This window comes from Corallococcus exercitus (genome assembly GCF_042231735.1).
Classification (GTDB): domain Bacteria; phylum Myxococcota; class Myxococcia; order Myxococcales; family Myxococcaceae; genus Corallococcus; species Corallococcus exercitus_B.
The window spans coordinates 5,050,721-5,065,679 of sequence record NZ_CP102577.1; the positions used below are offsets into that span (position 1 = coordinate 5,050,721).

The following is a 14,959-nucleotide window of genomic DNA, read 5'->3' on the forward strand; positions in this document are numbered from 1 at the left end:
CCTGGAGACCGGACATGCAGACCCCGCCCATCCTGGGACCCACCCTCGAAACGCCGCGCCTCATCCTCAAGCCGCCCACGCTCCAGGAGCTGGAGGGCTTCGTGGCGATGATGGCGGACGAGCAGACCGCGCGCTTCATCGGCGGCGTCCAGCCCCGCTCCAACGTGTGGCGCGCCGTCTGCTCCATGGCCGGCTCCTGGGCCCTCCAGGGCTTCGCCATGTTCTCCATGTTCGAGAAGTCCACGGGCAAGTGGGTGGGGCGGCTCGGGCCCTGGATGCCCGCGGACTGGCCGGGCCCGGAAGTCGGCTGGGGCCTGTCCCGCGATGCATGGGGCAAGGGCTACGCGACGGAAGGCGCCGCGGCCACCATCGACTGGGTGTTCGACCACCTCGGGTGGACGGAGGTCATCCACTCCATCTCCCCGCCGAACGAGCCGTCGAAGCAGGTGGCCCGCCGGCTGGGCTCGCGCTTCCTGCGCATGGGCATGCTGCCGGCGCCCTACAACGACCACGAGGTCGAAATCTGGGGCCAGAGCCGTGAGGAGTGGCGAACACGGAAGCGGTAGCCCCGGCACTTTTCCCTCCCGTCCCGCCACGGGCTGACACAGATTGGCGCCATGAACTCACGCGCGCCCCAGCTGGTCCTCGTCCGTCATGGTGAGACGGAGTGGAGCCGCAGCAGCCAGCACACCGGCCGCACGGACCTGCCCCTCCTGGAGGAGGGCCGCCAGATGGCGGAGCAGCTCCGCGCGCCCCTGAGCGCCTGGCGCTTCGCCGCCGTGTGGAGCAGCCCGCTGACGCGCGCCCTGGAGACGTGCGTGCTCGCGGGCTACGGCGACGCGGCCCAGAAGAAGAGCGACCTGCTGGAGTTCAACTACGGCGACTACGAGGGCCGCACCGGCGCGGACATCCGCACCACGCGCCCGGACTGGACGCTGTGGAAGGACGGCGTGCCCAACGGGGAGACGCTGGAGGAGGTGGGCGCCCGCGTGGACCGCGTCATCGCGGAGGCACGCGCCCTCAACGACGACGTGCTCCTCTTCTCCCACGGGCACCTCTTGCGCATCCTCGCCGCGCGCTGGCTGGGCCTGCCTCCGGAGGGCGGCAGGCTGTTCCACCTGGGCACGGCGTCCATCAGCGTGCTGGGCTCCGAGGCCGGCGGCAAGCAGCCGGTCCTCGTGAGCTGGAACGACACCACGCACCTGAAGGGCTGAGAGCGCTACAGCTTCCCCTCCAGGAAGTTGCGCACCAGCGACGGGCCCTCCGGCGTCAGCACGCTCTCCGGATGGAACTGCAGGCCCACCACCGGCCGCGTGCGGTGACGCAGCGCCATCACCAGGCCGTCCTGGCTCCACGCCGTGGCCTCCAGCTCCGCGGGCATGGACTCCGCGGCCACCACCAGCGAGTGGTACCGCGCCGCCTGGAAGCCCTGCCGCACGCCGGTGAAGACGCCGGTGCCTTCGTGCCGGATGAGCGCCGCCTTGCCGTGCACGGGCTCCGGCGCGCGCACCACCTGTCCGCCGAACGCCGCGCCAATGGACTGGTGTCCCAGGCACACGCCCAGCACCGGCACGCGCGCCTGGGAGATGGCCGCCACGCTCACCCCGGCCTCGTGCGGCGTGCACGGTCCCGGGGACACCACCAGGTGTGACGCGCCCGACGCCGCGACGCCCGCGACGTCCAGCGCGTCGTTGCGCACGACCTTCACCTCCGCGCCCAGCGTGTAGAGCAACTGCACCAGGTTGAAGGTGAACGAGTCGTAGTTGTCGATGACGAGGATCACCGCCCACCTCCTTCACGCGCCAGGCGCAGCGCGGCGGCCATGGCGCCCGCCTTCGCTTCCGTCTCGTCCGCTTCCTTCATGGGGTCCGAGTCCGCCACCAGCCCCGCGCCGGCGGTCCACATGGTGCGGTCGCCGTCCACGAAGAAGGTGCGCAGCGCGATGGCCACGTCCAGCGTGCCGCAGAAGGACAGGTAGCCCACCGCGCCGGCATAGGGCCCGCGCCGCATGGGCTCCAGCTCGTCGATGATCTGCATCGCGCGAATCTTGGGCGCACCCGACACGGTGCCCGCGGGGAAGGTGCTCGCCAGCGCGTCCAGCGCGTCGAAGCGCGTGGTGTCCAGCTTGCCGCGCACCTGGGAGACGATGTGCATGACGTGGCTGTAGCGCTCGATGATCATCAAATCCTCGATGCGCACCGTGCCCGGAGCGGCCACGCGGCCCACGTCGTTGCGCCCCAGGTCCACCAGCATGATGTGCTCGGCGCGCTCCTTCTCGTCCGCGAGCAGCTCCTTCTCCAGCCGCTGGTCCTCCGCCTCGGAGCCGCCCCGGCGGCGCGTGCCCGCGATGGGCCGCACCACCACGTCCCCATCGCGCACCTGCACCAGCAGCTCCGGCGACGCGCCCACCAGCGCCCGTGCCTCGCCCAGGTCCACCAGGAACAGGTACGGCGACGGGTTCACCCGCCTGAGCGCCCGGTAGAGCGACAGCGGCGGGATGGCGCCCTTCGCCTCGAACCTGCGCGCGAGCACCGCCTGGAAGCAGTCCCCCGCGCGCACGTACTCCTGCACCTTCTCCACCGCCCGCGCGTAGCCCTCGCGGTCCCAGCACGCGACGGGGGCCGGCGCGTTCTTCTGCGCGGGGGCGGCCGCGTAGGCCTCCGGTGGCAGCGGCCGGCGCAGCCTCTCCGCCATTCCTTCCGCGCGCGCCTCCGCGTCCTTCAGCGCCGCCGCGACGCTGCCGTGCAGCGCGGGCCGGGCAATCGCGATGGCCTTGAGCGTCTGGGTGCGCGTGTCGTGGGTGACGAAGTCCTCCGCGATGAGCCACTCGGAGTCCGGGAAGCCCGTGTCGCGCGGGTGGCGGTCCGGCACGCTCGGCTCGAACCAGGACGTGGCGTTGTAGCCCAGGTAGCCCACGAGCCCGCCCAGGAAGGGCGCCTCGCCCGGCAGCGTCGCCACGGACAGCTCGCGCCACAGCGTGCGCAGCACGTCCAGCGGCCGGCCCTCGCGGCGCTCCTCGTGCGAGCCCCGCCACAACGTGAGCCCGTCCCGGTCCAGCCGCACGCGGCCCGCCGGGTTCACGCCCACGTGGCTGTAGCGCCCGAAGCGCTCGCCGCCGTAGCACGACTCGAGGATGAAGCCGCGGCTTCCACCGCCCAGCTTCAGGTATGCCGACAGCGGCGTATCCAGGTCCGCCGGCAACTCCACCGACACCGGCACCGCCTGGCCTGCTTCCGCGCGCTGCCGGTAGGCTGCCTTCCGCTCCTGCGCATCCATGGTCGATTGCCCTGACCCCTCTGCCACTTCCCGGAGGGGCGCCCGGGTGCCCGGCCTTCCGGGCCCTGCGACTACGGTTTCGCGACGGGCTTCGCCTGAGCGAACACGCCGTCCTGCCACTGATAGACCTCGCGCTCCGTAACCTTCCGCGGCTTGCCTTCTTCCTCCTCTTCCACGCTCGTGCGGACCACCAGGGCCCGCTTCGCGGCCGGCTGGAAGGAGACCGTGAAGGTGCTCTCGTTGGGCGGATCCATCAGCCCGCTCAGCTCCAGCGCCAGCTTCGCCTTGCCGAGCACCCCCGCCTTCCCATTCGCCCCGGTGTAGCTCACATAGGACGTGACGAAGTCGCCACAGCGCTCCGGCGCGGACTCCAGCTTCAGCAGCATCACGCCCGCCTCCTTCGCGGGGACCAGCTTCACCGTCACCGGGCCGCCCTGACCGCCGCCGTAGTCCGTGGACGCCACCGCCACGTCCACGCTGCTCACCCGGCGGGGCGGCTTCACGCCCGGCTCCAGCACGCGCACGCGCGCCTTGAACTCGTTGCTCATCACCACCGTGGCCACTTCCATTTCGCCGTCCCCGTCCAGGTCGGCCTCGAAGCGGAACGGCGTGAGCGTGTTGCCAAAGATCCAGCCCGTGACAGGCGTCGCGCCCGGAGCCGCCTTCGCGTCCATGACGGCCACCTGGTACCAGGCGTTGATGTACTCGCCGACCTTCGTGCGAGCCCCCTCCTTCAGCACGCGCACGGGCGTGCCCAGCATCAGCGTCTTCACCACGCCCGCGTCCGCCGCCGCGCTCGCGCGCAGGTTCGCTTCGTCCACGCCCAGGTAGAGCGTCTGTCCCGCCGTGAAGGCGGTGAACGTGAAGCCCTCGGGATCCGGCGCGCTCTCCTCCGTGAACGGCGAGCTGTATTCGAGCACCGCGTCCGCGGCGGGGGTGGACTGCGCCAGGGTGAGGGACAGGAGGAGCGCGGGCGTCAGCATCACGAAAGGGTCCGGAAGTGGGAGGTTCCCGGGTTTATCCCCCGTCCAAGCCCACCATCCAAGGGGCCCTCCGGTCCCTGGCTTCGTCGTTTGGAGCGCAAGCAGCGCCTGGACGCACGCCCGCCCCCTTGTCAGCGGAGCACTCCGGGAGGTGGGGCCGTGGGTGGCCCCTGTTCCAAGGCCTCGTTACCTCTAGAGGACCGTGGCCACCGCGACGACCCATCAGGACCGACCGCCGTTGGTTTCCGTGACGCCGCAGGGGCTGTACTGCCAGGCGGGGAACTTCCACATCGACCCCTGGCGTCCGGTGGAACGGGCGCTCGTCACGCACGCGCACGGCGACCACGCCCGGAGCGGCAGCAAGCGGTACCTGGGCGCACGCGCGGGGCTGGGGCTGCTGCAGCGCCGGCTGGGCGCGGACTCGGTCATCGACACGCTGGAGTACGGCGAGACGCTGAAGGTGGGCGACACCACCGTGAGCTTCCACCCGGCGGGCCACGTGCTGGGCAGCGCGCAGATCCGCGTCGAACACCAGGGCGAGGTCTGGGTCATCTCCGGCGACTACAAGCGCACGCCGGACCCCACGTGCGCGCCCTTCGAAGTGGTGCGCTGCCACACCTTCATCACCGAGGCCACGTTCGGCCTGCCCATCTTCCGCTGGGATGATCCGCGCCTCGTGGCCCAGGACATCCTGCGCTGGTGGGACGCGAACCGCGAGGCGGGGCGCTCGGCGGTGCTGTTCTGCTACGCGCTGGGCAAGGCGCAGCGGCTCCTCGCGGAGCTCGGAAGGCTGACGGACCGGCCCGCCTACGTGCACGGCGCGGTGAACGGGCTCGTCACGGCGTACCGCGAGGCGGGCATCGCGATGCTGCCCACGCAGCTGGTGTCGGAGACGGAGAAGGGCACGTCCTTCGCGGGAGCGCTGGTGCTGGCGCCGCCGAGCGCGGCCGGCTCCACGTGGATGCGCCGCTTCGGGGAAGCGGAGACGGGCTTCGCGTCGGGGTGGATGCGCGTGCGCGGCAACCGGCGCCGGCGCGGCTACGACCGGGGCTTCGTGCTGTCGGACCACGCGGACTGGCCGGACCTCTTGCGCACGGTGGCGGACACGCGGGCGGAGAAGGTGCTCGTGACGCACGGCTACACCGACCCCTTGTCGCACTACCTGCGGGAGCGGGGCGTGGATGCCTCGCCGCTCGCCACGCCCTTCGAGGGCGAAGCGGAGGACTGACCCGTGCGAGCACTGGCCGACCTGTACGACACGCTCGACCAGACGACCTCCACCAACGCGAAGGTGGAGGCGATGGCGCGGTACTTCCGGACGGCGCCGCCGGAGGACGCGGCCTGGGGCCTGTTCTTCCTCACGGGCCAGAAGCTCAAGCGGCTGCTCACGTCGAAGCTGCTGGTGGGCTGGACGCAGGAGCTGACGGGCATCCCGGACTGGCTCTTCGATGAAGTCTACGCGTCGGTGGGGGACCTGGCGGAGGTGATTGCCCTGCTGCTCGACGGCGCGAACCTCCCGCCCGAGCACGCCGAGGAATTGCCCCTCTCGCGCTGGCTGGAAGAGCGCCTGTTGCCGCTGCGAGGACTGGAAGCGGCGGAGCAGCGCGAGCGCGTGGTGGGCTGGTGGAAGTCCATGCCCCGCCGCGAGCTGTTCCTGCTCAACAAGATGCTCACCGGCGAGCTGCGAGTGGGCGTGTCCAACACGCTGGTGGTGCGCGCCATCGCGCAGGTCACGGGCCTGCCACCGCCCAGCGTGGCGCACCGGCTGATGGGGACGTGGACGCCGACGAAGGCGTTCTTCGAACAGCTCATCGCGCCGGACGTGTCGGACGGCCACGTGTCGCGCCCGTATCCGTACTACCTCGCGTCGCCGCTGGAGCAGCCGGCGGAGTCGCTGGGCGACTTGAGCGACTGGCTCGTCGAGTGGAAGTGGGACGGCATCCGAGGCCAGCTCATCCGCCGCCAGGGCGACGTGTTCCTCTGGAGCCGAGGCGAGGAGCTGATCACCGAACGCTTCCCCGAAATCACCGAGGCCGCCCGGGCCCTGCCCGAGGGCACGGTGCTCGACGGAGAGGTGATGGCCTACGAGGACGGAACGCCCCTGCCCTTCGCCCGGCTCCAGCGCCGCATTGGCAGACAGAAGCTCACGCCCAAGGTGCTGGCGGAGGCCCCCGCCGCGTTCGTCGTCTACGACCTCCTGGAGCAGGACGGAAAGGACGTGCGCGAGCTGCCCCTGCGCGAGCGCCGCGCGAGGCTGGAGGCCCTGCTCAAGGACCACCCGCGCTTCCCCCTCTCTCCTTCGGTGACGGCGCCGTCGTGGGAGGCGCTGGCGGAGCTGCGCAAGGAGTCCCGCGAGCGCAACGTCGAAGGCCTGATGATCAAGCGCCTGGACTCGGTGTACCAGACGGGGCGCAAGCGCGGCGACTGGTGGAAGTGGAAGATCGACCCGTACACGGTGGACGCGGTGCTGCTCTACGCGCACCCGGGCCACGGCCGGCGCTCGTCGCTCTACACGGACTACACCTTCGCGGTGTGGAACGGCGAGGACCTGCTGCCGGTGACGAAGGCCTACTCGGGCCTCACCGACGAGGAGATCGGCCGGCTGGACCGGTGGATCCGCGCGCACACGCGGGAGAAGTTCGGTCCGGTGCGCTCGGTGGATCCAGAGCAGGTGTTCGAGCTGCACTTCGAAGCCATCGCCCCGTCCCCCCGGCACAAGTCGGGCATCGCCTTGCGCTTCCCCCGCATCGCGCGCTGGCGCGCGGACAAGACGGCGAGGGACGCGGACACGCTCGACTCACTGAAGGGGCTGCTCCATGCAGCCCACTAAGCCCCGCCGCCGCAATCGCATGCGCGGCAAGCACGCGCCGGAAAATCAGACCGAAGCACCGAAGCGCACCCGCTCGAAGCGTCCCCTACCCCGGGCCCCCTCTCCGTACCAGGGCGCACCGATGGATCAGCTCCGCCAGTGGTTCGCGTCCAAGGGCTGGAAGCCCTACGCCTTCCAGGAGGAGGCCTGGGCCGCCTACGCGCGAGGAGACAGCGGCCTCATCCACGTGCCCACCGGCGCGGGCAAGACCTACGCGGCCTATATCGGCCCGCTGGCGGACGCGGCGGAGCGCAACGAGAAGGGCCTTCAGATCCTCTACCTCACGCCGCTGCGAGCGGTGTCGCGTGACGTGGAGCAGGCCCTGCGCGAACCGCTCCTGGCCCTGGACGCGGACCTGGAGGTGGAGAGCCGCACGGGCGACACGTCCGCCTCCGTCCGCCAGCGTCAGCGCGAGCGCCTGCCCCAGGTCCTCATCACCACGCCAGAATCCCTCTCACTGCTGCTGACCCAGGAGCAGGCGGCGGAGAACTTCGCCTCGCTGCGCGCCGTCATCGTGGACGAGTGGCACGAACTGCTCGCCTCCAAGCGCGGCACGCAGGTGGAGCTGGCCCTGGCCCGCTTGCGCTACTTCGCCCCGGGCCTGCGCATCTGGGCGCTGTCCGCCACGCTCGCCAACCTGGAGGAGGCCGCGCGCACCGTCGTCGGCACGGACCGCGAGCCCACGCTGGTGAGCGCGGATCTCCAGCGGCCAGTCGACGTGGAGACGCTGCTCCCCGCGGAGGTGGACACCTTCCCGTGGTCGGGACACCTGGGCTTCTCCATGCTCCCGCGCGTGGCGGAGTGGCTGGACCCGACGCAGTCCACGCTCCTCTTCACCAACACCCGCTCACAGGCGGAGCGCTGGTTCGAGGGCCTGCGCTTCCTGCGACCCGAATGGGAGCACCTGCTCGCGCTGCACCACGGCTCCATCGACCGCGAGGAGCGCGAGCGCGTGGAGGGCGGCCTCAAGGACGGCAGCCTGCGCCTCGTCGTGTGCACGTCCTCGCTGGACCTGGGCGTGGACTTCGGCCCGGTGGAGCGCGTCATCCAGATTGGCAGTCCCAAGGGCATCGGCCGCACCCTCCAGCGCGCGGGCCGCAGCGCGCACCGCCCCGGCGCCACCTGCCGCATCCTCTTCGTCCCCACGCACGCGCTCGAGCTGGTGGAGATGGCCGCCGCCCGGGACGCCATCGCGAGCCGCGAGGTGGAGCCGCGCACGCCGCTGTCCAAGCCACTCGACGTGCTGGCCCAGCACCTCGTCACATGCGCGCTGGGAGGAGGCTTCACCCGCGAGGCCCTGCGCGACGAGGTCCGCACCGCCACGAGCTACGCGTCCCTCACGGACGAGGAGTTCGACTGGGCCCTCACCCTGGTGCGCGAGGGCGGCCCCACGCTGCGCGCCTACCCGGAGTTCCGCCGCGTGGTGGAGGTGGACGGCCGCTTCCGCGTCCCCGACGTGCGCCTCGCGAGGCTGCACCGGCTGAACATTGGAACCATCACCTCGGACGCATCCGTGCAGCTGCGCTACTGGAGCGGCGGCAACCTGGGCACGGTGGAGGAGTCCTACGTCAGCCGCCTGAAGCCCGGGGACACCTTCCTCTTCGCGGGCCGCCGGCTGGAGTTCAGCCGCTTCAAGGACATGACGGCGTACGTGAAGCCCGCGAAGGCCAAGGCCACGCAGACGCCGCGCTGGGGCGGCAGCCGCCTGCCCCTCTCCACGTCGCTCGCCTCCGCGATGCGCCGCACCCTGGAAGCCGCGCGCCAGGGCGACGTCACCCGGGATGAGATTTCCGCCGCGTGGCCCATCCTCGACGCGCAGGCCCGCCTGTCGCGCATCCCCGGCGACGGCCGCTGTCTGGCGGAGACCTGCCGCACGCGCGACGGCCACCACCTCTTCCTCTATCCCTTTGAAGGAAGGCTCGTGCACGAGGGCCTGGCGGCGCTGCTCGCCCTGCGCCTCACGCGCCTCCAGAAGGCCACCTTCAGCCTGTCGGTGAACGACTACGGCCTGGAGCTGCTCACCCCCACGCCCTTCCCCTTCGACGAGGCCCTGCGCCCGGCCCTCTTCACCCGCGAGCACCTGGTGGAGGACATCCTGGAGAGCGTGAACCTGAGCGAGCTCGCGCGCCGGCAGTTCCGCGACATCGCCCGCGTGGCCGGGCTGGTGATGCCGGGCCTGCCCGGAGCGCGCAAGTCCACCCGCCAGGTCCAGGCCAGCTCGGCGCTCCTCTATGACGTCTTCGTGAAGTACGACCCGGACAACCTCCTCCTGCGCCAGGCGCGCCGCGAGGTGCTGGAGCACCAGTTCGAACAGGGCCGGCTCGCGCGCACCCTGGAGCGCCTGGAGGCGCATCCCGTCGAGGTCGTCCACGTCCACCGGCCCTCGCCGCTGGCCTTCCCGCTCGTCGTCGAGCGCATCAGCGCGAGCGTGTCCAACGAATCCCTGCTGGACCGCGTGGAGCGCCTCAAGGAGCGATGGTCCCAGGCCGATGCCAGACCCGCGTAGCGGACGCGGACGTGGAGCTGCTCCCGGAGCGGGCCCTGCACTGGCCCCAGGCCGGCGTGCTCGCCGTGGCCGACCTGCACTGGGGCAAGACGGAGTCCTTCCAGCAGCACGGCATCCCCCTGCCCCTGGGCGTCCTGGAGGATGACCTGGCCCGCCTGTCCTCCGCCCTCACCGCCACCGGCGCCCGGCGCCTGCTCCTGGTGGGGGACCTCGTCCACTCGCGCCAGGGGCTCACCGCCGACGTCATCAGCCGCGTGAATGCCTGGCGCGAAAACCATGCTTCATTAGAAGTCGTGCTGATACGCGGCAACCACGACCGCCACGTCCGGACCCTCCCCCCCACCTGGCGGATGGAGGACCGCGAGGACGTATTAGATGAAGGCCCGTTCCGCTTCGCCCACCACCCGGAGCCCGCCGCCGGCCGCTACGTGTGGGCAGGTCATCTCCACCCCATGGTGCGCCTGACGGGTGGGGCGGACCGGCTGCGGCTGCCGTGCTTCCACCTGCGTCCCGGGGTGGGCGTCCTGCCGGCGTTCAGCGCCTTCACGGGGGGGCTGGACGTGCGGCGGGGCAAGAAGGACCGCGTCTACGCCGTCGCCGGCACCGCGGTGGTGGAGGTCTAGCGCGCCATGAGCCAGGCCAAGCGCCGCCGCGTCCTGGGGATCATCGCCACCGACGCCACCTTCGAGCGCGTCCCCCACCGGGGCGCCGAGGTGTGGATGGGCAAGTGCCTGCACTGCAACGCCCACCTCACCGTGGGCCTGGACGGCGAGCCCATCAGCCGCGCCACCATCGAGCACATCGTGCCCCGGACCGCCGGCGGCACCGACGCGCTGGAGAACCTGGGCCTCGCCTGCGCCCGCTGCAATCAGGGCAAGGGCAGCCGCCACGACGCCCGCTTCCACCGCGACGCCCGCGTGCGCGAGCTGGTGGACCGCCTGCTCCAGAAGCGCCGCGATCGCTGGCGCGACCCTGGCGACCCGGACTCCGAGTAGCCCCGCTTCAGACGTGGCGCGGACCGTCGCACCCTGTAGCGCGTCCCCTGAAAGGGATTGCTCCCAGAGGGCAGCGCCCCCTCGCGCAAAGCTCCCTTCCGATCGCCAGAAGCCGGATTCATCCCCGCGCGCGGGCAACTTGTCGCAACCGCCCCAGAAGGTGCTAAGCGCTCCTTATTCCCACTCCCCACAGAATGGTTGACACTGCCGTGCTCATGAATGATGGTCCCGCGCCGCATTGGGTCGGGAAGTTCATGAGGGACCCGCGCCCACGGCACCATCCTAGAGGTTCGTTGGACGTGACTGCCTTGCCGTCTGAGCGCCAGGAGCCACCGCCCGCCCGGTCCACCGGGACCGGGACGGCCCCCCTGACTTCCGCGCCGAACGGTTTCCCCGCGTCCACCCCTGCTTTCATGTCGCCTTCAGTCCCCTTGCCCCTGGTCCTGGTATGAGCGGCCCTCTCTTCCCACGCTGGACGAATACGGTGTCGCGCCTGTCGGCCGCGATGCTCCTCGCCGTGCCCGCCATCGCCATCGGCGGCCTCTTGGCCTACGTGCGCAGCCCGCTCGTGACCAATCAGGCTCGCCCGGTGGAACAGCCCATCGAGTTCGACCACCGGCACCACGCCGGTGACGAGCAGATTGACTGTCGCTACTGCCACTGGACGGTGGAGAAGTCCCCGTCGGCGGGCATCCCCTCCACCACCGTGTGCATGTCCTGCCACGCGCAGGTGTGGAACAAGAGCCCGTACCTCACCGAGGTCCGCAAGGCTTTCTTCGCCGACCAGCCCATCCCCTGGGTCCGCGTCCACAACCTCCCGGACTTCGTCTACTTCAACCACGCCATCCACGTGGGCAAGGGCGTCGGTTGCGCCACCTGCCACGGCCGCGTGGACCAGATGGGCGCCATCGAGCAGGCCGCCCCGCTGACGATGAGCTGGTGCCTGGACTGCCACCGCGACCCCGGCCCCAACCTCCGGCCCCAGGAGTTCATCACCAGCATGACCTGGGCGCCCCCCACGGAGAAGGCGGAGGCCACGGCCCTCGCTGAGAAGCTCTCCAAGGAATACGACGTTCACTCGCGCACGAGCTGCTCCACATGCCACCGATGAACACCAAGCCTGACAGCGCGCCCGCGCAGGACACCCCCTCGTCGTTCGCGCTCCCGGTCGTCTCGGGCCGCAACGAGGCCGCCCCCCACGCGCACGCCCACGACGACGTCGTGACGGAAGCCCTCGAGCACGCCTCCACCCGCGCCGTCCCGGCGGAGGGCGCGTACGGTAAGACGTACTGGCTCGGCCTGGAGGAGAAGCTCGCCACGCCGGAGTTCCTGGAGGAGACCCGCCCGGAGTTCCCCGTCGGCGCGGACCTGCCCCCCACCGGCTTCGCCCGCCGCGAGTTCATGCAGCTCTTGGGCGCGTCGCTCGCCCTGGCCGGCGCCACCGCGTGCAGCACCCGTCCCCAGGACGAGCGGCTGGTCGCGTACACGAAGACGCCGCCGGAAGTCGCCCCGGGCAACCCGCTGCACTACGCGTCCGGCATGACGCTCGCGGGCCACACCTCCGGCCTGCTCATCACCGCGCGTGAAGGCCGTCCGGTCAAGGTCGAGGGCAACCCCCAGCACCCCATCAACAAGGGGTCCGCGGGCATCTTCGAGCAGGCGTTCCTGCTCTCCCTCTATGACCCGCAGCGCGCCCGCGTGCTGCGCCAGGGCAACAACCCCCGCTCGCTGCGCGTGCTGGCCGAGGAGATCTCCACCCTCGTCAGCCAGCGGGCCGCGGCCGACGGCGGCAGCCGCCTGCGCTTCCTCACCGAGCCCATCAGCTCCCCGCTGCTGCGCGACGTGAAGGGCCGCATCCAGAAGAAGCTGCCCAACGCGCGCTTCCACACGTTCGCGTCCACGGCCCACGAGTCCGCCGCGCAGGCGCACAGCGCCCTGTTCGGCCAGCCCGTGCAGGCCGTCTACGACCTGACCCGCGCGGACATCGTCGTCTCCCTGGACGCGGACTTCCTGGAGAGCCGCCCGGAGAACCTGGCCCTCAACCGCCAGTTCGCGGACCGCCGCGACCCGAAGAACGGCGAGCTCAACCGCCTCTACGTGGCGGAAGCCCGCATGTCCATCACCGGCGGCATGGCGGACCACCGCCTGCGCGTGAAGTCCGCCGAGGTCCTCGGCGTCGCCGCCGCGCTGGCGCAGGCCGTGGGTGGCCCCGCCGCCAGCCTGGGCGCCGCCGCGTCCGGCAAGGCCGGCACGGTGCGCCCGGAGGTCTCCTCGTGGGTGCAGGCCGTGGCCCAGGACCTCAAGTCCAAGGCCGGCCGGTCCGTGGTGCTCGCCGGTGAGCGCCAGCCCGCCGCCGTGCACGCGCTGGCGCAGGCCATCAACGTCGCGCTGGGCAACGTGGGCACGACGGTGCAGGTCGTCCCGGCCGCCGCTCCGGAGGCCATTGGCCTCGCGGAAGTGCGCGCCCTGGTGGAGGACATCAAGGCCGGCCGCGTGGACACGCTGGTCATCACCGCCACCAACCCCGTCTATGCCCTGCCGGTGGACGCGGGCCTGGCGGAGGTGCTGGACCCCAAGCAGAACGCCAACCGCAAGGCGCTGTCCGTCCTGTACGCGGGCCACTACGAGGACGAGACCTCCCGGTTCGCTGACTGGTTCGTGCCCCTGGCGCACCAGCTGGAGACCTGGAGCGACGGCCGCTCGGTGGACGGCACCGTCAGCATCGCCCAGCCCCTCATCCAGCCGCTCTTCAACGGCGTGCCGGAGGCGGAGCTGTACGCGCTGTTCCTCGACGAGCCGTTCCGCCCCGCCTACCAGATGCTGCGCGACTACTGGACCGCGCAGGGTGGCGAGGCCGGCCGCGCCGACTTCGAGACCCGCTGGGAGACCTGGGTCTCCGAGGGCGTCGTCCCCGGCAGCATCGCCGCCGCGCTGACGGCCACGCCGGACCTGGGCGCCGCCTCCTCGCTGGTGGCCGCCTACCAGCCGCCGGCCTCCGGTGAGCTGGAGATCAACTTCGTCCACGACTACAAGCTGCTGGACGGCCGCTTCGCCAACAACGCGTGGCTCCAGGAGCTGCCGGACCCCATCACGAAGATCGTCTGGGACAACGCCGCCATCCTCAGCCCCGCCACCGCCAAGCGGCTGGGCCTGGAGAACGGCCACGTCGCGGAGCTGGAGTACGGCGGGCGCAAGCTGCAGGTCCCCGTCACCGTCCTCCCCGGCAACGCGGACGACACCGTCACCGTGGCCCTGGGCTACGGCCGCACCGGCCTCCACGAGGTCGTCGCCAAGGGCGTGGGCTTCAACGCCAACCAGCTGCGCACCACGAGCGCCCCCTGGTTCGACGGCGGCGCCAAGCTGACCAAGGTCCGCGGCAGCCACACCTTCGCCCGCACCCAGTACCACTGGCGCATGGAGGGCCGCCCGCTGGCGCTCGACATGTCCGTCAGCGAGCTGGCGCACCCGTCGAAGGAGACGGAGCACGTGCTGGAGCGCGTCCAGGGCGAGCACAAGCTGGGCAAGCAGAACAACCTGCCCGACTTCCAGTACGCCACGAAGCCGGACGAGGGCTACAAGTGGGGCATGTCCATCGACCTGTCGCGCTGCACGGGCTGCAACGCGTGCGTCGTGGCCTGCCAGGCGGAGAACAACATCCCCGTCGTCGGCAAGGAGCAGGTGGGCCGCGGCCGTGAGATGCACTGGCTGCGCATCGACCGCTACTTCCAGGGCGATGAGAACAACCCCGCCATGGTCATGCAGCCCGTCGCGTGCGTGCACTGCGAGAAGGCCCCCTGCGAGTACGTCTGCCCGGTGAACGCCACCGTGCACTCGGACGAGGGCCTCAACGACATGGTGTACAACCGCTGCATCGGCACGCGGTACTGCTCCAACAACTGCCCCTACAAGGTCCGCCGCTTCAACTACCTGCACTACACGCAGGGCAAGACGCCGACCGAGAAGATGCTGATGAACCCGGACGTCACGGTGCGCAACCGCGGCGTCATGGAGAAGTGCACGTACTGCGTCCAGCGCATCGAGCGCGTGCGCATCAACGCCCGCGTCGAGAAGCGCCTCATCCAGGAGACGGAGCTCCAGACGGCGTGCCAGCAGACGTGCCCCACGCACGCCATCGCCTTCGGCTCGCTCGCGGACCCCGCCCAGCGCGTCACCCAGCTCCACGAGGACGAGCGTGCCTACCGGCTGCTGCACGAGCTGGGCACCCGCCCCCGCACCGCCCACCTCATCCGCCTGCGCAACCCCAACCCCGCCCTCGTGCCCGCCGCCCCTGCTGATGCCGCGCCGGCGCACGAAGGAGGTCACTGACCGT

The 14,959-nt window shown here is 71.2% G+C and carries 12 protein-coding genes; 9 read left to right on the plus strand and 3 right to left on the minus strand.

Annotated elements, in window-relative coordinates; genetic code table 11:
- Positions 1 to 14: 14 nt before the first annotated feature.
- Positions 15 to 566 (plus strand): GNAT family N-acetyltransferase, encoded by a 552-nt coding sequence (locus NR792_RS19655; RefSeq protein WP_375761543.1) that lies wholly within the window; start codon positions 15 to 17, stop codon positions 564 to 566.
- Positions 567 to 617: 51 nt separating this feature from the next.
- Entirely contained in the window at positions 618 to 1,214 is a 597-nt protein-coding gene (locus NR792_RS19660) for a histidine phosphatase family protein (protein WP_375761544.1), read from the plus strand.
- Positions 1,215 to 1,219: 5 nt separating this feature from the next.
- Here the strand turns inward: NR792_RS19660 and NR792_RS19665 are convergent, their stop codons facing one another.
- From NR792_RS19665 to NR792_RS19675, 3 genes are all read right to left on the minus strand, one after another.
- Positions 1,220 to 1,783, minus strand: coding sequence for an anthranilate synthase component II (locus tag NR792_RS19665; protein WP_375761545.1), 564 nt, complete (start codon positions 1,781 to 1,783; stop codon positions 1,220 to 1,222).
- A complete protein-coding gene (locus NR792_RS19670) occupies positions 1,780 to 3,276 on the minus strand; it encodes an anthranilate synthase component I family protein (RefSeq protein WP_375761546.1) in 1,497 nt (498 codons plus the stop codon). Before NR792_RS19670 ends, NR792_RS19665 begins: the two co-directional genes overlap by 4 nt.
- 71 nt (positions 3,277 to 3,347) lie before the next feature.
- Positions 3,348 to 4,259 carry an SH3 domain-containing protein gene (locus NR792_RS19675; protein WP_375761650.1) on the minus strand — a complete coding sequence of 304 codons (912 nt, stop codon included), beginning with the start codon at positions 4,257 to 4,259 and terminating at the stop codon, positions 3,348 to 3,350.
- Positions 4,260 to 4,461: 202 nt separating this feature from the next.
- On the opposite strand from NR792_RS19675, the gene NR792_RS19680 reads away from it, so the two are divergent.
- The 7 genes from NR792_RS19680 (at position 4,462) to NR792_RS19710 (ending at position 14,955) form a co-directional block, all read left to right on the plus strand.
- Positions 4,462 to 5,487, plus strand: a complete 1,026-nt coding sequence (locus NR792_RS19680) for a ligase-associated DNA damage response exonuclease (protein ID WP_375761547.1) — start codon at positions 4,462 to 4,464, stop codon at positions 5,485 to 5,487.
- Between the two features lie 3 nt (positions 5,488 to 5,490).
- On the plus strand, positions 5,491 to 7,089 hold the full coding sequence (locus NR792_RS19685; RefSeq protein ID WP_375761548.1) for an ATP-dependent DNA ligase: 1,599 nt from the start codon (positions 5,491 to 5,493) through the stop codon (positions 7,087 to 7,089).
- Between the two features lie 19 nt (positions 7,090 to 7,108).
- Positions 7,109 to 9,634: a ligase-associated DNA damage response DEXH box helicase gene (locus NR792_RS19690; protein WP_375761651.1), complete on the plus strand. Its 2,526-nt coding sequence runs from the start codon at positions 7,109 to 7,111 to the stop codon at positions 9,632 to 9,634.
- Positions 9,604 to 10,257 (plus strand): ligase-associated DNA damage response endonuclease PdeM, encoded by a 654-nt coding sequence (pdeM, locus tag NR792_RS19695; RefSeq protein WP_375761549.1) that lies wholly within the window; start codon positions 9,604 to 9,606, stop codon positions 10,255 to 10,257. The genes NR792_RS19690 and pdeM overlap by 31 nt, the downstream gene beginning before the upstream one ends.
- 6 nt (positions 10,258 to 10,263) lie before the next feature.
- Positions 10,264 to 10,629, plus strand: coding sequence for an HNH endonuclease (locus tag NR792_RS19700; protein WP_375761550.1), 366 nt, complete (start codon positions 10,264 to 10,266; stop codon positions 10,627 to 10,629).
- Positions 10,630 to 11,077: 448 nt separating this feature from the next.
- Complete coding sequence (locus NR792_RS19705) at positions 11,078 to 11,740, plus strand: cytochrome c3 family protein (protein ID WP_375761551.1); 663 nt, start codon at positions 11,078 to 11,080, stop codon at positions 11,738 to 11,740.
- Complete coding sequence (locus NR792_RS19710) at positions 11,737 to 14,955, plus strand: TAT-variant-translocated molybdopterin oxidoreductase (protein ID WP_375761652.1); 3,219 nt, start codon at positions 11,737 to 11,739, stop codon at positions 14,953 to 14,955. Before NR792_RS19705 ends, NR792_RS19710 begins: the two co-directional genes overlap by 4 nt.
- The last annotated feature ends 4 nt before the right edge of the window (positions 14,956 to 14,959 follow it).